Here is a 17,715-nt window from a genome sequence, read left to right as displayed (position 1 = left end):
TGGTTAAGCAAAATGTTGAATTAATTTAACAACTACACCGGTTATTACAATGTTAGCAATAGCCAGCGGTATTAAGGTTTTCCAGCCCAAATGCATCAGCTGGTCGTAACGGAAACGCGGGATAGTCCAGCGAATCCACATAAAGAAAAAGATAAAAGCAAATATTTTGGCAAACATTACCAGTACGCCTATGATAGGTGCAATAGTTGGCCCAACATGTGCAGCTACCCAATCCATACCCGGATAGTTATAACCGCCAAAATACAAGGTGGCCATTACTGCTGATGATACAAACATGTTGATGTATTCGGCAAACAGGTAAAAGCCCAGTTTCATGGATGAATATTCGGTATGGTAACCACCTACCAGCTCGGTTTCACACTCAGGTAAATCGAACGGAGTACGGTTAGTTTCGGCAAAGGCACAAACCATAAAAATTAAAAAGCCAAGCGGCTGCTTAAAGAAGTTCCAGGTAAACCAGCCATTGGCCCAAAAGCCATGCTGCTCGGCTGCAATTTCGCGCAGGCTAAGCGTTTGGGTAATCATTATGAGGGCAATTATAGATAAGCCCATCGAAATTTCGTAACTGATATTTTGCGATGCCGCACGGATAGCGCCCAATAACGAGTATTTATTATTGGATGCCCAACCGCCAATCATCACACCATACACACCTAATGATACCACGCCGAAGATGTACAGGATACCTACGTTGATGTCAGTCACCTGCAAATCAATAATGCGGTCGCCCACTTGCATACGTGGCCCCCACGGAATAACTGCCGAACCGATACAAGCTGTCATGATAGCCAATGATGGACCTACTACAAACAAAAAGCTACTGGCTTTGGTAGGGATAATCTCTTCTTTCATGAACATCTTTACCCCATCGGCCATAGGCTGTAACATACCAAACGGACCGGCGCGGTTAGGACCTACCCTATCCTGAAAAAAGGCGGCTATTTTACGCTCGGCGTAAGTAGAGTACATGGCTACTACCAGGCTGATGGCAAAAATGACCACCACCAGTACTAGCTTTATAATTAAATCAGATAATTCCATTACAGTCTTGTCTCCCGTTCAAATTGTTCTTTATTAGCTTCCAGCAGTACCGGGTTGGTTTTTACTACCGGTAGCGGATGCAGGGTTTCATAATGGTTACTGCTGATAACCGATTTATGCGATACCTTACGCGGACCTTCAATTACCCAATCGCTGGTTTTCTTTTTATCAAAACGGCAGGTGTTACAGATAAATTCTTCTACCTCACCATACTGGTCTTTACGGGCAGTTACACGTAAAACATCTTCGCCTTTATACCACAGGGTAACTTTACCACTGCATTTTTCGTGCTCACAATCGCGGTGTGCTTCTACCGGTTTGGTAAACCACACGCGATTTTTAAAGCGGAATGTTCTGTCGGTTAAGGCACCTACCGGACATACGTCTATCACATTCCCCGAAAAATCGTTATCTACCGCTTTTTGGATGTAGGTAGATATTTCGGCATGGTCGCCACGGTTTAATACACCATGTACGCGTTTTTCAGTAATCTGATCGGCCGTAAACACGCAGCGGTAGCATAAAATACAGCGGTTCATGTGCAACTGAATTTTATCGCCAATGTCAATACGATCAAACGTACGGCGGTCAAACTCGTAACGGGTTTTGGCGGCACCGTGCTCATAACCCAAATCCTGCAAATGGCACTCGCCAGCCTGATCGCATATCGGGCAATCCAGCGGGTGATTAATCAGCAGCATTTCTACTACGCCTTTGCGGGCCTCGGTCACCTCGGGCGAGGTAATGTTTTGCACCTCCATTCCATCCATCACGGTGGTACGGCAAGATGCTACCAGCTTAGGCATAGGGCGCGGGTCTTTTTCAGATCCTTTGCTCACCTTTACCAAACAGGTGCGGCATTTACCACCACTTCCTTCCAGCTTGGAATAATAGCACATAGCAGGCGGCACAATGTCGCCCCCTATTTGCCTTGCAGCATTTAGGATGCTGGTTCCAGGCTCTACTTCTATACTTATTCCGTCTATAGTTACTTTAACCATTATTCACCTTATTTCTCAAAAAAGCGAGGTAATCGCCGTTTATAATCTTTTCATTTTCAGCGCCAAGTGGTTGCTGGTATATATACACCCAGCTTTCTACTTCGCCACCGTTAGCCAGCGTAACCGTTTTCAATTCACGGCTATACAGTGCTGGCTCATCGTTTACACCTTCATATTCATCCAGCATACCAAACACACGGTTAGGATCGGTTACCATGTACACCTCACCTTTTACGGTTTCTGCAGGCGATGAAGTTTCTATCAGTGCGGGATAATCTCCTAAATCGTATAACTCCCCGCTTAAGTGCCCCTGATCGCCAAACTCCAGGTTGGCCGCTATAGCTTGCACCACTTCGTGCCCAATTTCCCTTAACAGGGTTCCGTAAACAAACAAATACGCCATTGCGGCTTATAATAATTGGTATTCTTTAATTTGATGAATTTCGCCTTCATCAGCACTGCTTTGCAGCACCAGCTTTTCTACTTTTAAAAAGCCTGCGTCTGCTAAAAGCGGTTTTATAGTTTTAAACAACAAATCGCCATCGGTGGTGGTCATATAAAACTCGCCGTTTTCTCCTACTTCACTCTCTAATTCGTAACCTTCATATGTACCTAAACCATGAAAGTTAATGGCTCGTTCCAGATGTTCTTCAAAGTCGTCCAGCTTTTCAAAGTCATCCGGGTTAAAGCTAAATTTTACAATCAGATCGTTAGGCGTTTGCATAATACATTAATGCTGTTGGTTGATTATCGTAAATATAGTAACATATTGTTACCCAAAACGCCAATCTACCAAATTATCAACTTACAACCTCGGGTTTAGGCAAAGGGTCGGCATAATGCGCCAATCCAAAATTTCTGGCTACGGCTTCAGCTCCGTTGGTTACATGCCACTCAAATTCGTCTCTAAAGTGGCGTATGGCACTGGCTACCGGCCAGGCAGCTGCATCGCCCAGCGGACAAATGGTGTTACCTTCTATCTTCTTAGATACATCCACCAGCAAATCCATGTCGCTTAGCTTGCCATGGCCATGCTCTAAACGGTGCAGTACCTTTTCCATCCAACCCGTACCCTCACGGCAGGGCGAACATTGCCCGCAGCTTTCGTGATGGTAAAAGCGCGAAAAGTTCCAGGTATTACGCACAATGCACTGATCTTCGTCAAACGCAATGAAACCGCCCGATCCCATCATGGTGCCGGTAGCAAAACCACCTTCAGAAAGACCTTCATAAGTCATTATGCGAGCATCGCCGGCAGCAGTTTTCAGGATAAGGTTGGCTGGCAAAATAGGAACCGACGAACCGCCGGCCACAACCGCTTTTAAACGTTTGCCGTTAGCAATACCGCCGCAGTATTCATCAGAATAAATAAATTCTTCAACCGGAACGCCCAATTCAATTTCATAAACGCCGGGCCTTTTTAAGTTACCCGATGCAGAGATTAGCTTAGTGCCGGTACTACGACCAATACCAATTTTAGCGTACTCATCGCCCCCGTCACGGATAATAGGCACCGTAGCAGCGATAGACTCAACATTGTTTACCACCGTTGGGCAGCCATATAAACCTGCAATAGCCGGAAATGGCGGCTTAATACGCGGGTTGCCACGTTTGCCTTCTAATGATTCAATTAGCGCAGTTTCTTCTCCGCAGATGTAGGCGCCACCACCAGGTTGCACATACAATTCCAGATCGTAACCGGTGCCTAAAATATTTTGGCCTAAATAACCGGCTGCTTTGGCTTCGGCTATAGCTTTTTCCAGTATGCGTATCTGCGGCATCATTTCGCCACGTACGTAAATGTAGGATGTTTTAGCACCCAGTGCATAACTGGCTATAATCATACCCTCAATCAATAAATGAGGGATGTGTGTCATTAAATAACGGTCTTTAAAAGTACCGGGTTCAGATTCGTCGCCGTTGCAAACCAGGTAACGTGGTACACCTTCTGGCTTGGCCAAAAAGCTCCATTTCATCCCGGTTGGGAAACCGGCTCCGCCACGGCCACGCAAGCCTGATTTTTTAACTTCTTCCACCACTTCATCAGGCGTCAAAGTTTTCAGGGCTTTTTCTAATGAGGTATAACCGCCTTTAGCGCGATACACATCATAAGTATTGATGCCAGGTACGTTTATATGTTCGAGTAATAATTTGCGTCCCATTAATTATTAGCCTTTGCTTTTAAATCACTGATTAACTTATCTACCGATTCAGGCGTTAAGTTCTCATAAAAAGTATACTCCGGACCAATTTGCAATACCGGACCAAAGCCACAAGCGGCCAAACACTCTACGCCTCTCCAACTAAACAAGCCATCGGGTGTTACTTCGCCTTCTTTTACGCCCAAGGTATTTTCAATATGATCCATAATTTTTTCGGCACCAACCAAACAGCAAGGGCCGGTACGGCATACTTCGAGTACATACTTGCCTGATGGGCGTAAAAAGTACATGGTGTAAAAAGTAGCTACTTCGTAAACCTCAATAGCTTCAATGCCAAGGTAAGCGGCAACTTTATCCATGGCAGGTACGCTTAACCAACCGTGCTCTGCCTGTACGGCATGCAACATTGGCAGCAGTGCCGACTTTTGATTTCCGGCCGGATAACGACTTACAAAATCTGCAAATTGGTTCAACAGCGCCGGTGAGAATTCCACCGGTGTTTGGGTGTCTTCAACTTTAAGCATCTAACTCTCCAGCTATAACGTTTAAACTACTCATGTTAATAATCGCGTCTGATAATAGCATACCCCGGCTCATATCGGCATACATAGAGTAATTGATAAAGCTTGGCCTGCGGAAATGCAAACGGTATGGCGAGCGACCGCCATCATTTACCAAATAAAAGCCCAGTTCGCCATTAGCACCTTCTACAGAGTGGTATACTTCGCCTACAGGAGTTTCTATTTCACCCATTACAATTTTAAAGTGATAAATGAGTGCCTCCATATTGTTATACACTTCTTCTTTTGGCGGCAGGTAAAATTCCGGCACATCAGCGTGGAATATGGTTGGGTCTTCTTTAGCTATCTTTTCCAGCGCTTGCTCAATCATGCGCATGCTCTGTTTCATTTCCTCGTTGCGTACCAAAAAGCGGTCGTATACGTCGCCGGTGGTACCTACTGGCACTTCAAAATCAAAATCTTCGTACGATGAGTATGGGTTCATGGCCCGTACATCATAATCTACTCCGGTTGCACGCAGTATCGGACCGCTCCAGCTGTAGCTCAAAGCTGCTTCGGCAGTAACCGGAGCTACGCCTTTCGTACGATCAATAAATATGCGGTTACGGTTAAACAGCGATTCAAATTCAGCCAGCACTTTTGGAAAATCATCTAAAAACTTGCGGATTTTGGTAAACGCTATTTCGTTAAAGTTGCGTTCAAAGCCACCAAGCCTACCTACGTTAGTAGTCAAGCGTGAACCGCAAACCTCTTCGTAAATCTCATAAATTGCTTCGCGGTATTCCATCATATACAAAAAGCCCGTGAAGGCACCTGTATCTACACCCAATACGCCGTTACAAATAATATGGTCGGCAATACGGGCCAGTTCCATGATGATGACACGCATATAATCTACACGCTTAGGCGTAGTAATGCCCAACAGCTTTTCTACCGTCATGTGCCAGCCCATGTTGTTAATAGGGGCCGAGCAATAGTTAAGCCTGTCGGTAAGTGGTGTAATCTGATAAAAAGGCCGGTGCTCGGCAATTTTTTCAAACGCGCGATGGATATAGCCAATGGTAGATACACCACTTACAATACGCTCGCCATCCAGCTGCAACACATTTTGGAACACGCCGTGCGTGGCCGGGTGTGTTGGCCCCAGGTTAAGCGTAGACAGCTCGGTATTAAGATCGGCTGTTTGTGGTGTATTGGTTAATATCGATGGAAAATTCTGCATGGTTTATCTTCCGAAATAAAAATCTTTTTTGTCAACACGGTTCGGATCTTCCAGCGGGTACTCTTTGCGCATAGGAAATACAGTCATGTCATCTACATTTAAAATGCGGCGCAAATCGGGATGGCCGTCAAAGTTTACACCGAAAAAGTCATAGGTTTCGCGTTCCATCCAATTAGCGCCATGCCATAGCACCGTAGCCGATGGAATATTTAAGTCTTGTTCGCTCAAAAAAACCTTGATACGAATGCGCACATTATGCACCAAACTATGCAGGTGATAAATAACGCCAATAGACTTTTCCTGCTCTGAATATTGAATGGCAGTGATATCGGTTAAATAGATAAACTGAAGCTCTGCATCAGCCTTCAAAAAAGATAGTACATCAATGATGTTTTCACGACTGGTTTCAACAGTAAGCAAGCCATATGGCTCGGCTATGAATGTTACCTGTTCGTGAAATCGTTCCTGTATTTTCTGAAGTAGTGTTTCGTTGTTTAATGCACCCATTACTGGATTCCGTATTTAGCTAATAATTGTTGATATTCTGGTGTGTCACGTCGGCGAAGCGATTCGGTTTGCACCAGTTTTTGAATATTCATAAAGCCATCAATGATACCTTCGGGACGGGGTGGACAGCCCGGTACATAAACATCTACCGGAATAACCTCATCTATACCCTGCAAAACCGAATATGTATCGAAAATACCGCCACTGGATGCGCAGGCACCCACGGCCATTACCCAACGTGGTTCGGCCATTTGCAGGTAAACCTGACGCAGCACGGGCGCCATCTTTTTAGATATAGTACCCATAACCATCAGCAAATCGGCCTGACGCGGTGAAAAGCTTAAACGTTCAGCACCAAAGCGGGAAAGATCATAATGTGAACCCATGGTAGCCATAAACTCGATACCACAGCACGAAGTAGCAAATGGAAGGGGCCACAACGAATGCGAACGGGCTAAACCGATAGCCTTATCTAACGTAGTAGCAAAAAATCCTGAACCTTCAACGCCCGGAGGGGCGTTAACTATCTGAATATCACTCATCACAAAATTAGGTTATAAACCACGGGAAGTGGCTTTTTACAAATCTATGATTATAACGTAAATAACATAGAGTGTATGATATTTAGTATGATATTTAGAATGTGTCTAAACTTAGTCCCAGTTTAGTGCACCTTTCTGGAGTACATAAACAAAACCTAACAATAAGGTAGCCATAAAAATAAACATCTCAACCAGGCCATCTATACCCATTGTTTTAAAATTTACTGCCCACGGATACATGAATATTACTTCAATATCGAACAGTACGAATAATATAGCCACCAAAAAGTACTTGATTGAAACCGGCGTACGTGCATTACCCACCACCTCAATGCCAGACTCGAAAGGGGTCAGCTTATCTTTAGTTTGACGCTTAGGGCCTATTTTATGCGTAACAAACATAGTAGTTACCACAAACCCCACGGCTACTATCATTTGAATGATAATGGGCAGATAATTAACGGGTAAACTTTGTACTTCCATATCACAAATATATACTTATTGACTAAAAAACAAAATGGCCACCCAATTGGGCGGCCATTTTTATAAATTATATTATTTAAAGCTTATTTACCTTTACCAGTAGCTGCTTTTTTAGGTGTAAAGAATCTTTGAACTGTTGTGTTAGACGGATCAAATTCTTTTGCTTTAGTGAAGTTTTCAGTTGCCTTAGCAGCATCTTTCTGTGTAAACTGGTAGTAGCTGCCTAAGTAAGCATAAGCTTCACCCAAATTTCTTTTATCAGCATCGGTAACACCTTTTTCAGTTACTACCTGGATGTACTGCTCGTAGAAAGGCTTAGCTAAACCTTGGCTGGTTTCGCGGCTTGGCTCGCGTAAGTCAGCTATACGGGCACGATATAAGATAACGTTAGCATTAGGCTTGTCAACTTTAGCTGCTACGTGAGCAAAAGCTGCATCCGCTTTACCTAATAAAGTAGTATCTGGAGTTGATGTTGTTTTGAATGATGCCGCATACTGATCTGAAAAAGCAAAGTAGTAGCTGATACCTTCATAGAAGTAATCATTTAAAGTTGCTTTGCTGGATTTGGTAACATATGCATGGTAAGCATCACCGGCCTGAGCATATTTTTTTTGACCGTACAAGGTTTTAGCAATATCTGAATAGATATCAGCCTGGGTAGTATCGGTTTCTACCACTTTTTTCAAAGTAGCAATACCTACCGAATCCTGACCAGGAGTTTTCATTTGCAAACGGCCCAAATACAGGTAATCATAAGGAATAACACGTTTAGGATCTGCTTTTGATAACCAGGTGTTCATGGCAGTTAAACCAGTTGCATAATCGCCATTTTCATAAGCAGCATAAGCAATATAACGGTATACTTTCAGGTTAGCACCCGGAATTTTAGAAATAGCAGTAGCTTCTTCCTGCAGTTCTTTGAATTTACCAGCTTGGTACAAGAAGTCGGCGTAACGGATACGAGACTCAACTGACATATCAGTTAAGCTTAAGAACTTACGGTATTGCTCAACCGCTTCGTTTACTTTAGCTGATGCCTGAGCAGGTACTTTACGCGCCCAACGGATATCGGTTTCTGCCCACTCGCGGTAAGCCGGACCAAAATTAGGATCGATAGCTAACGCTTCTTTAAATTGCGTTTCAGAATCAGCAAAGTTGTCGGCAAAGCGCCACAATACACCTGTTGATACTTTAGGTGATGGCGATTTTGGATCTAAATCAAGTGCTGAAGAGTACGCTTTATAAGCCTCGCTGCTTTTTAACTGCGAGCGATAAGCGTCACCTAAAGCAATATATAATTCAGGATCTTTTGCTTTGTCATTTAATACTTTGTTAATCGTATTAATTGCAGAATTAGCATCAGCTGGCTCCAGCATGTAGCCTTTAGCTACGTACACATATGGCTTAGTATCTTTACCAGCCAAAGTAACAGCTTGGGTAAAATTAGATTGTGCACCAGCAGCATCTTTGTTTACGTGCGCTACAGCACCCAAACCGGCATAGTTTAAGGCTGATTTTGGATTGGCAGCGATACCTTTATTGAATACAGCTTTTGCTGAATCGGGATAGTCTTGTGCTAAATAAACCCAACCCAGATAAAAGAAGTTTTCGTCTTTAGTGGGTTGTGTAACCGTTAGGTTTTTCAACATTGATTTAGCTTTTTGATATTGTTCGGCGTCAATAGCTTTCTTGGCGTCGTTCAGACTCTGCGCAAAAACTGATGAACCTATAAATATCATGCCCAATCCGGCTCCGGCGATTTTATTAATCATCTTCATGGCTTTAATTTATAGTGTTAGATGTTTAGTTATTAATTATGTTTAATTCTCTTGGCGGAATTGAATCTGGCAACAAGCCCGATTTCAATATTATCCTTTGTCCGCGTTCTCCTCTTAAAAACACTTGGAATGCCGACGCTAATCCGGCACGACCGGTACTGTTTAGTGTATACAAACCACGACTAAGCGGATACTGTTTTAGAGCTAAGCTCTCTTGTGAAGGTTTAAAATAAATATTAGGCGTTTTATTATTATTTTCATCCTTAACACCTACAATTTTCACTTTGGCTACATTATCCGCATAATCTTTATCCGGATCGTCCAGCCAGCTGAAACCCACAATACCTACAGCATTTGGATGCTGGGCAACATAAGCAATTACTTCTATATTTGATTTCAGCGCGTAAATATTTTTTTGTTTTAATTCGGTGTTACCCGAAAAGTCTTTCAAATACCTTACCAAACTTGAGTTTGGGTTGTCAAAAACTATTTCTTTGTCAGTCATAGCTTTGCCGTTTAACGCAGCTTTAATTTCGTTTACCGAAATTGTAGTGTCTGCTGATTGCTGATTAACGATCAATGCAATGGCATCAATTGCAAACCGGCTTTTTTCGGGCGGCAAATTACGTTGTTCCATAATTTGCTGCTCATCAGGCGTTAGCTGGCGTGCTAAAATGATTGTACGGATACTATCATCCAGATAAAGCTTAACAGCCTCTTTTTCTGTTTTGTAAACCAATTTAACATTGGTTTCAGGATACATGGCCTTAAAAATATAGGCTTCCTCATCCAGTATAGGTGCGAACGACTCGTCGGCTACTATTTGTATGGTTCCAGACGTAGCAGTGTCGTCATTCTTTTTAAAATTTTTGGCTCGTTGGCGGCAGGTAATAAATACAGCCAGCACAATTACGCAGCCTATAATTATTTTAACGCTATTCCTCATAAATTCTTGTGCGTACTATTCTAACAAATCGTAAAATACCGTAAAGTATAAATAAACCGCCAAAAGTAAAGCGTTGATACTGCGTCAGAGCAATAGGCAGCTTTTTCCAGAACATGATCAATAGCCCTAAAATAAAGACAGAAATAAATAAGGCTGCTCCTAAAATAAACAAAAACCGCCTTGCGGGCGATTTTTGTTTATCATTTGATATTTTTTGCATTAAAATCTCTTATTGATCTTGCAAGGTAAATACTACTGGTACAGTGTATTGAACACGCACGTCGCGACCATTTTGTTTACCTGGTCTCCATTTTGGTGAAGATTTTACGGCACGAACCGCTTCTTCTTCCAAACCTGAACCCGGGCCACGCAGGGCTTTAACGTCGGTTAAGCTACCATCACGTTCAACAACGAAGGTTACAATTACACGACCTGATACATTGTTTTCGCGAGCAACAGCCGGATAACGGATAGCTTTACCTAAGTAAGCATAAAATTTATCCATACCACCTGGAAACTCAGGTGTAACCTCTACCGAAGTAAAGATTTCGTTGCTTGGCGCTTCTTCCACTACCTGTTTACTAACAGGAGCGTTACCTACAGGTTCGTCAATACGAACGGTTTGTGTAGGGTCACCTTTAATATCTTTCTGACCTGGATCAGCCGTTTTTAAATCCTCCTGTGTTGGTGGATCTTTTTCACGTACCTGCTCATCCGGCTTTACAATCGGAGGCGGGAAACGCACCTGATCAATCTTCGGTTTTTGAGGTTCCGGAGTTGGCGGCGGTGGTGGCGGCGGTGGTTCAGTTTTACTAATTGGCGGCGGTGGCAATAATGGCACCTCCTGAATTTTTACTTTTTCGGGAGCTTTAGGGATAAAACCCTTAACTACGTTGATGATAGTTGGGATAGAAACCACAGCAACAAATAAGCCTACTGTAATCAGAAAGGCATAAATCATGTTACGTGAGTTATTTTTGCGTAGTTGGTATGCACCGTACGCTTTATTTCTATCACTAAAAACAACATCAAGCCACTCCGTCTTAAGTATGTCTAATTTTGATCCGAATATAGCCATGACTTTTTGGTTAATAACGTTAGCTACGTTGTTTGTTATTTTAAAAAATGTTGTCTCTTTTCAGTAATCCAATTTCTTCCGGGGTAATGTCTACAATGGCGTATGCGGTAATGTTGGTGATATGAAGTTCATCCAACATATCTACTACGTTTTTGTAAACAGATTTTTCGCTTGGTTTTACCAATACTAAAATGTCTTTACCGGTTGTTTGTTTTACTTTAGCAGATTGCTCAACCAATACCTTACGGATACCATCTTTACCGTAGTTGTCTACAGTAGGCGGTGTAAGTGATTCGCCGGGTACGCCCATAAACCACTCTAATTTATTATTGCTACCCAACAATACGGTAAGGGTTTGTGAAGCTTTTACAGGCAACTGCTCTTTCGGATTTTTTTCGTCCTTATCCGGCATGGCCAAATCCATGGCCTTTGGTTTACTGAGGGTGGTAGTAAGCATGAAGAAAGTTACCAGCAAGAAAGCCAAATCTACCATGGCAGTTAAGTCTATCCGTGTAGATTGTTTCTTACTTCTAACCTTCCCGCCTTTCTTGCCACCCCCGCCGGAGGTATCTAATTCTGCCATTTCTTATTTTCCTCTTAAAGTAGTTATTAAACTAAATTTATTTACTTTTTGCTTTTGCAATATGGCAATGATACGCTGCATAGTAGGATATTCTTCCTTACTGTCGCCTTTAATACTAACGCGCAGCTCTTTATCATACATGTTTTTGGTTACCACCCGGGCTTCGTGAATCCAGTTATAAAGCTCGTTGCTTACTGAATCGGTTGGAATGCCTGGGTTCATCTGCTTGCGCTCCTCAGACGAAGCAGCCAAATACTGTTTTAACTGTGCAATTGGCACCGTAACGTTATCTACAGTGGTAAATGCTTTAGCCTCGGTTGGGGTAAAACCAATTTTATATTTTTCACCCATTTGCACCAAAAGCTCTTTACGGGCTTCAGCTCCTTCCATATTGAAAAACGCCTTGCCACTACCTACAGTGATGATAGCAATATCCTTTTCTGGCAAGGTTTGCTCCTCAGCTGCTCCCGGCGTGTCTACCGGAACCGGATCTTCTATCCGGGGTTTTGATGTCATGATGAAGAAAGTAAGCAAAAGGAACGCTACGTCGCACATAGCGGTCATATCGATTGCGGTACTTTTACGTGGAACTTTTACTCTAGGCATTTCTATATTTTGTTAAGAATACTATAATCAGTTGTTTATTTTATTAACTACTCCGCCTTGATAATAGTATATCGTGGCGGAGTAATTTTTATGGCAACTAATATCTTAGTATCTCTCTCTGTTTTTGTGTGATGCAGCAAAAGTTTGAACAATGCTGAAACCAGTTTCGTCAATAGCGTAAGTCAGTTTATCAATCTTAGATGTAAAGATGTTGTACATGATGATTGATACAGCTGAAGTTAAGATACCGATTGCAGTGTTGATCAACGCTTCAGAGATACCGTTTGCCAACTCAGTTGAGCTTGCAGCACCTGAAGTAGCAAGTGACTGGAATGCACGGATCATACCAGTTACTGTACCTAACAGACCGCACAGTGTACCGATAGATACTAAAGTAGCGATGATAGTTAAGTTTTGCTCTAGCATAGGCATTTCTAATGCAGTAGCTTCTTCGATATCTTTTTGAATAGCCAGAGTTTTTTGGTCAACGTCCAGATTTGGCTCTTGCTCCATTTCACGATATTTTTTCAGACCAGATTTTACTACGTTAGCTACAGAACCTTTTTGTTTGTCGCACTCAGCTGCAGCTGCATCGATGCTACCAGAGTTCAAGTAACCATTGATTTTTCTTACGAAAACATCAACGTTACCAGTACCAGCCGCTTTGCCAATTACCACAAATCTTTCGATTGAGAAGATAATCACCATCAGGAACAGTGTCATCAGTACCGGTACAATCGGACCACCTCTGTGTACAGTACCAAAGTAATCAACCGGGGCGCCTTTTTCAACGTCGCCACCTTTGTAATGGCTTGGATGACCCAGAACGAAGATGAAAATACATAATGCAATTACAAAACAAATAGGAATAACTAATGAAGCGAAAGCGCCTGTGTTACCTGAGCTTTCATTTTTAACAGGAGGAGTAGTTGGTTTTGATGGTGCGGTTGCCATTACTTTAAATTTAGTTGTTAGTTTTTGTTTAAATATTTAGTTAATTAAATATGCTCACTAATGCGAATAACAAAATTATAATTTTAATAATGTAAAACTAATCAAAATGTTATTCTTCACAATTTTTTAATAACCGTATGAAGTTTCATTGGCAAGCAATGTATTACATAACGTTTGTTAAAAGATAAATTGTGTTTGCAAAAACAATTTTTTGCAATGAAAACCATTTTTTTTAATAATATCAAGCATTAAACACTAAAAAAAGTGTAACTAACCTGATATAGTATGCAAGGATAGTGTAAAATTTACGCTTGCAGTAAACAGTTCTTTGCTTACAACTTACTTATAAAGAAAATGTTTTGTATGGAATGTTTTGGTGAAAGCCTGTGCACAATAGCTCAACAACTTTAAGTTATGTTAATAATATAATATCATATTCTTAACAATCATCCTCCGGCTTTTTTAGCTTTATATCCGTCTGCAAGCAGCAATTCCAGCACTTTGTCCCTGAAATCGCCTTGTATCAAAACTTCATAATCTTTTACCGAACCACCTACGCCGCATTTTGATTTAAGCTTTTTTCCTAAAACTTCTAAGTCCGACTCGGCTCCGGCAAAGCCAGCTATGCGGGTTACTAATTTGCCACCGCCTTTTCTGTCGAGGTATATCTTTAAATTTTGCTGCTGTGGTGCAGGTGTTACCACATCGCCGTTATCTTCAGCTTCAAACTCAAAGTCGGGATTAGTAGAATACATAATGCCCGAACTTTCTTTCTTACTTTTTTTAGATGACATAATGCTTATTTAGCGGGATAATGCCCTACTACTACATTTAACGAACGAGGAAAAATCTTGATTTCGGCTGATTCACCTAAAGTTTGTGGTTCGCCGTCCAGGTGTACCGGGCCCGATGCTTTGCGGAAAACACTGATATGTTTACCCTTTATAATTTCCACATATTTAGATTTATCGGCTGTTTTGGTAAACATCCGCAGACCCATTTCAGGAAAACGATATAGCGGAAAAGGCTTGATGACGCACACATCCAGCAACCCATCTTGAACCGAAGCGGTTGGTGATACGTGTGCATTGTTACCATATTGTGATGAGTTGGCAAAGCTTAACATAAAAGCTTCACGGTCATATTCTTTCCCGTCGATGTTAAGGTGATATGCCTGCGATTTATAATTGATAATTTCGCGTACGGCCGATTTAAAGTAGGTGATAAAGCCGCGTGTACCCTGTTGTGCAAACACCTGGCTTATATGTGCATCAAAGCCCATACCGGCCATGTTAAAAAACCATTGCCCGTTTATCTGACCGGCATCTATTTGTTCAATATGGCAATTGCCGAGTGATTTAATTGCCTCAGCAGTATCCATCGGGATGCCTAAAAACCGTGAAAGACCGTTGCCTGAACCAAAAGGTAAAATACCTAATGCAGATTGACTGCCTACCACGGCTGATGCTACTTCGTTTACTGTACCATCGCCGCCAACGGCTACAATTACCGGATAAGTATCAATAGCCTCTTTGGCCAGCCAGTTGGCGTGCCCGGCCTCTTCGGTAAAAACAATGGTGGATTCCAGAACATTTTTGTTCAGACACTTTTGTATCAGCTGCGGCACATGGGCTTTGCTTTTACCACCGGCTACCGGATTTATGACAAACAGGGCTTTACGTTTCAAACAATGTAATTTTTCGGCCATCAAAAGTAAGCCTATTTTCGGCTTTTGTAAAATTGTTTTACTTTTGCTCATTGTAAAGTGGACTGATTTGATAACGCTGCCTGAATGGGCAGAAGCCGGATTGCAACCACGTAAAAAAGTGCTAAACCCTTGTACTCTTCTTTTTTACTAATCCAGCCTATCTGTTAACCACTTATTTTATTTATTTAATTTAAGATTTTAAGATAGTTTATGCCTTATTTGTTTACCTCAGAGTCTGTTTCGGAAGGACATCCGGACAAAGTGGCCGATCAGATTTCGGATGCGTTGATTGATAATTTTCTGGCCTTTGATGTAGACTCGAAGGTGGCTTGCGAAACCCTGGTAACTACCGGCCAAGTAATTTTAGCCGGCGAAGTAAAATCAAAAGCGTACCTGGATGTGCAAAAAATTGCACGCGAAGTGATTAATAAAATTGGCTACACCAAAGGGGAGTATATGTTCGATGGCAGCTCATGTGGCGTGCTATCAGCCATCCACGAGCAGTCGCCAGATATTAATCAGGGTGTAGATCGTCAGAACAAGCAAGAGCAAGGCGCCGGCGACCAGGGTATGATGTTTGGTTATGCTACCAAAGAAACCGACAATTATATGCCGTTGGCACTGGATATTGCACACGCTTTATTAATAGAGCTAGCCGCTATCCGCCGCGAAAGTACCGACATTAAATATTTGCGCCCGGATGCAAAATCGCAAGTTACGCTGGAGTATGATGATAACAATCAGCCACAACGCATTGATGCTATTGTAATATCTACCCAGCACGACGATTTTGATGAAGATGAGGCTATGCTGGCTAAAATACGTGAGGATATTATCAACATCCTGATTCCGCGTGTAAAAGCCCGTTATCCAAAATATGCACATTTTTTCAATGAAGCCATTAAATACCACATCAACCCTACCGGTAAATTTGTGATTGGCGGCCCGCATGGCGACACTGGTTTAACCGGCCGCAAAATTATTGTGGATACCTATGGCGGTAAAGGTGCACACGGTGGTGGCGCATTTTCGGGTAAAGATCCCTCTAAAGTAGACCGCTCGGCTGCTTATGCAACCCGCCATATCGCTAAAAACCTGGTTGCTGCAGGTGTGTGTGATGAAGTATTGGTACAAGTATCATACGCAATTGGTGTTGCACAACCTATGGGCATTTATGTAAACACCTATGGTACGGCCAAAGTTGATTTACATGATGGAGAAATTGCTGAAAAAGTAAGCCAGTTGTTTGACATGCGCCCTTACGCTATTGAAACCCGCTTCAAATTGCGCAATCCTATTTATAGCGAAACCGCAGCTTACGGACACTTTGGTAAACCAAGCGAAACGGTTACTAAAACCTTTGTAAGCCCCGAAGGCCGTGAAGTAACTACTGAAGTAGAGCTGTTCACCTGGGAAAAGCTGGATTACGTTGACAAGATAAAAGAAGCATTTAGCTTATAATAATTTCTTATTTTTGATAAGTAAAAGGAGCGATGGGCGATGTCTGTCGCTCCTTTTGCATACCATAAGCTTTATCAACTATGCAAACCAAACCTACCGCATCGCGCTGGCTCATTATGCTAGCATTTTTGAGCGTTTATACCATATGGGGTTCTACCTATCTGGCGGTACAGTTTGGACTTACCGGTTTTCCGCCTTTTATACTGGTGGCCTTGCGATACTGCGTGGCTGGCATCTTAATGTTGATATATTGCAAAGCTAAGGGCGAAGTGATTCCAAAGGGCAAGTTGCTTAGAACTCAAGCCATCAGCGGCATTTTAATGCTGGTGGGCGGTACCGGCATGGTGGCTTGGGCCGAGCAGTATATCGGTTCGGGACAAGTAGCGGTATTAATTGCTGCACAGCCCCTATGGTTTTTGATATTCGATAGATCGCGATGGGCCCAATACTTTTCAAACAAGTATATCATCTCTGGTTTGCTCATTGGCTTTGTAGGTATATTCTTGTTTGTGCAGATGGGGCATCAGGAAGCTAAACAATCGGCTATGAGCCTATGGGCCATGATAGGCGTACAAATTGGCGCAATGCTTTGGGTTGTGGGTTCATTACTTACCAAAAGCAGTAAAGGCAACAGCTCAGTAATCATGAACAGCAGTATACAGCTTATAGCGGCTAGCCTATTCAGCCTTTTGATAGCCGGCATAAGTGGAGAATTTAAGGGATTTACATTTAACCATGTACCTGCACAAGCTTGGGCCGGCATAATATTTCTGATAACGTTTGGCTCCTTAGTAGGTTATTTATCATACATCTGGCTATTAGGTCAAGTAGCGCCTGCGTTAGTAAGCACATATACCTACGTAAACCCAGTGGTAGCTGTAGTGCTAGGCTGGGTATTGGCTAACGAGCGTTTATATAGCGGGCAAATGCTAGGCTTGGCCGTAATTTTAATCGGCATTTTACTGGTCAACGTGCCAAGTTACCGGAAAGTTAAAGTTGCCTAAAAACTCAGGGTTAATTAATCACTCGTTTTTATTAAACTTTTACTATAAGGCATTCGTATAAGGAATAATAACTATTGATTAATCTACAATTCCCCCT

At 42.4% G+C, this 17,715-nt stretch carries 21 protein-coding genes; 2 read left to right on the top strand and 19 right to left on the bottom strand.

The window, feature by feature from the left end:
* Positions 1-3: 3 nt before the first annotated feature.
* The 19 genes from nuoH to GPM24_RS21310 all read right to left on the bottom strand — a co-directional run bounded on the left by nuoH (position 4) and on the right by GPM24_RS21310 (position 15,132).
* Positions 4-1,062 (bottom strand): NADH-quinone oxidoreductase subunit NuoH, encoded by a 1,059-nt coding sequence (gene nuoH / locus GPM24_RS21400; protein WP_158829673.1) that lies wholly within the window; start codon positions 1,060-1,062, stop codon positions 4-6.
* Positions 1,062-2,063 carry an NADH-quinone oxidoreductase subunit G gene (locus tag GPM24_RS21395; protein WP_158829671.1) on the bottom strand — a complete coding sequence of 334 codons (1,002 nt, stop codon included), beginning with the start codon at positions 2,061-2,063 and terminating at the stop codon, positions 1,062-1,064. Before GPM24_RS21395 ends, nuoH begins: the two co-directional genes overlap by 1 nt.
* Positions 2,056-2,466, bottom strand: a complete 411-nt coding sequence (locus tag GPM24_RS21390) for a gamma-glutamylcyclotransferase family protein (protein ID WP_158829669.1) — start codon at positions 2,464-2,466, stop codon at positions 2,056-2,058. Before GPM24_RS21390 ends, GPM24_RS21395 begins: the two co-directional genes overlap by 8 nt.
* 6 nt (positions 2,467-2,472) lie before the next feature.
* Positions 2,473-2,787, bottom strand: a complete 315-nt coding sequence (locus tag GPM24_RS21385; RefSeq protein WP_158829667.1) for a hypothetical protein — start codon at positions 2,785-2,787, stop codon at positions 2,473-2,475.
* A gap of 76 nt (positions 2,788-2,863) precedes the next feature.
* A complete protein-coding gene (nuoF, locus tag GPM24_RS21380; protein ID WP_158829665.1) occupies positions 2,864-4,225 on the bottom strand; it encodes an NADH-quinone oxidoreductase subunit NuoF in 1,362 nt (453 codons plus the stop codon).
* On the bottom strand, positions 4,225-4,749 hold the full coding sequence (locus GPM24_RS21375) for an NADH-quinone oxidoreductase subunit NuoE family protein (RefSeq protein WP_158829663.1): 525 nt from the start codon (positions 4,747-4,749) through the stop codon (positions 4,225-4,227). The genes nuoF and GPM24_RS21375 overlap by 1 nt, the downstream gene beginning before the upstream one ends.
* Positions 4,742-5,968, bottom strand: coding sequence for an NADH-quinone oxidoreductase subunit D (locus tag GPM24_RS21370; RefSeq protein ID WP_158829661.1), 1,227 nt, complete (start codon positions 5,966-5,968; stop codon positions 4,742-4,744). Before GPM24_RS21370 ends, GPM24_RS21375 begins: the two co-directional genes overlap by 8 nt.
* Positions 5,969-5,971: 3 nt before the next feature.
* On the bottom strand, positions 5,972-6,475 hold the full coding sequence (locus GPM24_RS21365) for an NADH-quinone oxidoreductase subunit C (protein ID WP_158829659.1): 504 nt from the start codon (positions 6,473-6,475) through the stop codon (positions 5,972-5,974).
* Positions 6,475-7,017, bottom strand: coding sequence for an NADH-quinone oxidoreductase subunit B (locus GPM24_RS21360; RefSeq protein ID WP_158829657.1), 543 nt, complete (start codon positions 7,015-7,017; stop codon positions 6,475-6,477). The genes GPM24_RS21365 and GPM24_RS21360 overlap by 1 nt, the downstream gene beginning before the upstream one ends.
* Before the next feature lie 111 nt (positions 7,018-7,128).
* A complete protein-coding gene (locus tag GPM24_RS21355) occupies positions 7,129-7,500 on the bottom strand; it encodes an NADH-quinone oxidoreductase subunit A (RefSeq protein WP_158829655.1) in 372 nt (123 codons plus the stop codon).
* A gap of 83 nt (positions 7,501-7,583) precedes the next feature.
* Entirely contained in the window at positions 7,584-9,272 is a 1,689-nt protein-coding gene (locus GPM24_RS21350; RefSeq protein WP_233268929.1) for a tetratricopeptide repeat protein, read from the bottom strand.
* Between the two features lie 31 nt (positions 9,273-9,303).
* Complete coding sequence (locus GPM24_RS21345) at positions 9,304-10,224, bottom strand: PstS family phosphate ABC transporter substrate-binding protein (protein ID WP_158829651.1); 921 nt, start codon at positions 10,222-10,224, stop codon at positions 9,304-9,306.
* The gene (locus GPM24_RS21340; RefSeq protein WP_158829649.1) at positions 10,214-10,444 is read right to left on the bottom strand and encodes a hypothetical protein; all 231 of its coding nucleotides are present in this window, start codon (positions 10,442-10,444) and stop codon (positions 10,214-10,216) included. Before GPM24_RS21340 ends, GPM24_RS21345 begins: the two co-directional genes overlap by 11 nt.
* Positions 10,445-10,453: 9 nt before the next feature.
* On the bottom strand, positions 10,454-11,302 hold the full coding sequence (locus tag GPM24_RS21335; protein WP_158829647.1) for an energy transducer TonB: 849 nt from the start codon (positions 11,300-11,302) through the stop codon (positions 10,454-10,456).
* Positions 11,303-11,342: 40 nt separating this feature from the next.
* The gene (locus tag GPM24_RS21330) at positions 11,343-11,885 is read right to left on the bottom strand and encodes an ExbD/TolR family protein (RefSeq protein WP_158829645.1); all 543 of its coding nucleotides are present in this window, start codon (positions 11,883-11,885) and stop codon (positions 11,343-11,345) included.
* Between the two features lie 3 nt (positions 11,886-11,888).
* A complete protein-coding gene (locus GPM24_RS21325) occupies positions 11,889-12,491 on the bottom strand; it encodes an ExbD/TolR family protein (RefSeq protein WP_158829643.1) in 603 nt (200 codons plus the stop codon).
* Between the two features lie 105 nt (positions 12,492-12,596).
* A complete protein-coding gene (locus GPM24_RS21320; RefSeq protein WP_158829641.1) occupies positions 12,597-13,445 on the bottom strand; it encodes a MotA/TolQ/ExbB proton channel family protein in 849 nt (282 codons plus the stop codon).
* A 446-nt stretch (positions 13,446-13,891) separates the two neighbouring features.
* Complete coding sequence (locus GPM24_RS21315) at positions 13,892-14,239, bottom strand: translation initiation factor (protein ID WP_158829639.1); 348 nt, start codon at positions 14,237-14,239, stop codon at positions 13,892-13,894.
* A 5-nt stretch (positions 14,240-14,244) separates the two neighbouring features.
* Positions 14,245-15,132, bottom strand: coding sequence for a diacylglycerol/lipid kinase family protein (locus GPM24_RS21310; RefSeq protein WP_233268928.1), 888 nt, complete (start codon positions 15,130-15,132; stop codon positions 14,245-14,247).
* 231 nt (positions 15,133-15,363) lie between these two features.
* On the opposite strand from GPM24_RS21310, the gene metK reads away from it, so the two are divergent.
* Entirely contained in the window at positions 15,364-16,614 is a 1,251-nt protein-coding gene (metK, locus tag GPM24_RS21305) for a methionine adenosyltransferase (protein ID WP_158829637.1), read from the top strand.
* A gap of 80 nt (positions 16,615-16,694) precedes the next feature.
* A complete protein-coding gene (locus GPM24_RS21300) occupies positions 16,695-17,618 on the top strand; it encodes an EamA family transporter (RefSeq protein ID WP_158829635.1) in 924 nt (307 codons plus the stop codon).
* Positions 17,619-17,715: the final 97 nt, after the last annotated feature.

It is taken from the genome of Mucilaginibacter lacusdianchii, from assembly GCF_009770985.1.
Lineage (GTDB): Bacteria > Bacteroidota > Bacteroidia > Sphingobacteriales > Sphingobacteriaceae > Mucilaginibacter > Mucilaginibacter lacusdianchii.
Note: the sequence above shows the minus strand (reverse complement) of the source record. Positions and strands in the feature narration are given on the sequence as shown.

Excerpts from the sequence above, each read along its gene's own strand:
- nuoH (WP_158829673.1), bottom strand. The coding sequence starts at position 1,062 with ATGGAATTATCTGATTTAATTATAAAGCTAGTACTGGTGGTGGTCATT.
- GPM24_RS21395 (WP_158829671.1), bottom strand. The coding sequence starts at position 2,063 with ATGGTTAAAGTAACTATAGACGGAATAAGTATAGAAGTAGAGCCTGGA.
- GPM24_RS21390 (WP_158829669.1), bottom strand. The coding sequence starts at position 2,466 with ATGGCGTATTTGTTTGTTTACGGAACCCTGTTAAGGGAAATTGGGCAC.
- GPM24_RS21385 (WP_158829667.1), bottom strand. The coding sequence starts at position 2,787 with ATGCAAACGCCTAACGATCTGATTGTAAAATTTAGCTTTAACCCGGAT.
- nuoF (WP_158829665.1), bottom strand. The coding sequence starts at position 4,225 with ATGGGACGCAAATTATTACTCGAACATATAAACGTACCTGGCATCAAT.
- GPM24_RS21375 (WP_158829663.1), bottom strand. The coding sequence starts at position 4,749 with ATGCTTAAAGTTGAAGACACCCAAACACCGGTGGAATTCTCACCGGCG.
- GPM24_RS21370 (WP_158829661.1), bottom strand. The coding sequence starts at position 5,968 with ATGCAGAATTTTCCATCGATATTAACCAATACACCACAAACAGCCGAT.
- GPM24_RS21365 (WP_158829659.1), bottom strand. The coding sequence starts at position 6,475 with ATGGGTGCATTAAACAACGAAACACTACTTCAGAAAATACAGGAACGA.
- GPM24_RS21360 (WP_158829657.1), bottom strand. The coding sequence starts at position 7,017 with ATGAGTGATATTCAGATAGTTAACGCCCCTCCGGGCGTTGAAGGTTCA.
- GPM24_RS21355 (WP_158829655.1), bottom strand. The coding sequence starts at position 7,500 with ATGGAAGTACAAAGTTTACCCGTTAATTATCTGCCCATTATCATTCAA.
- GPM24_RS21350 (WP_233268929.1), bottom strand. The coding sequence starts at position 9,272 with ATGATTAATAAAATCGCCGGAGCCGGATTGGGCATGATATTTATAGGT.
- GPM24_RS21345 (WP_158829651.1), bottom strand. The coding sequence starts at position 10,224 with ATGAGGAATAGCGTTAAAATAATTATAGGCTGCGTAATTGTGCTGGCT.
- GPM24_RS21340 (WP_158829649.1), bottom strand. The coding sequence starts at position 10,444 with ATGCAAAAAATATCAAATGATAAACAAAAATCGCCCGCAAGGCGGTTT.
- GPM24_RS21335 (WP_158829647.1), bottom strand. The coding sequence starts at position 11,302 with ATGGCTATATTCGGATCAAAATTAGACATACTTAAGACGGAGTGGCTT.
- GPM24_RS21330 (WP_158829645.1), bottom strand. The coding sequence starts at position 11,885 with ATGGCAGAATTAGATACCTCCGGCGGGGGTGGCAAGAAAGGCGGGAAG.
- GPM24_RS21325 (WP_158829643.1), bottom strand. The coding sequence starts at position 12,491 with ATGCCTAGAGTAAAAGTTCCACGTAAAAGTACCGCAATCGATATGACC.
- GPM24_RS21320 (WP_158829641.1), bottom strand. The coding sequence starts at position 13,445 with ATGGCAACCGCACCATCAAAACCAACTACTCCTCCTGTTAAAAATGAA.
- GPM24_RS21315 (WP_158829639.1), bottom strand. The coding sequence starts at position 14,239 with ATGTCATCTAAAAAAAGTAAGAAAGAAAGTTCGGGCATTATGTATTCT.
- metK (WP_158829637.1), top strand. The coding sequence starts at position 15,364 with ATGCCTTATTTGTTTACCTCAGAGTCTGTTTCGGAAGGACATCCGGAC.
- GPM24_RS21300 (WP_158829635.1), top strand. The coding sequence starts at position 16,695 with ATGCAAACCAAACCTACCGCATCGCGCTGGCTCATTATGCTAGCATTT.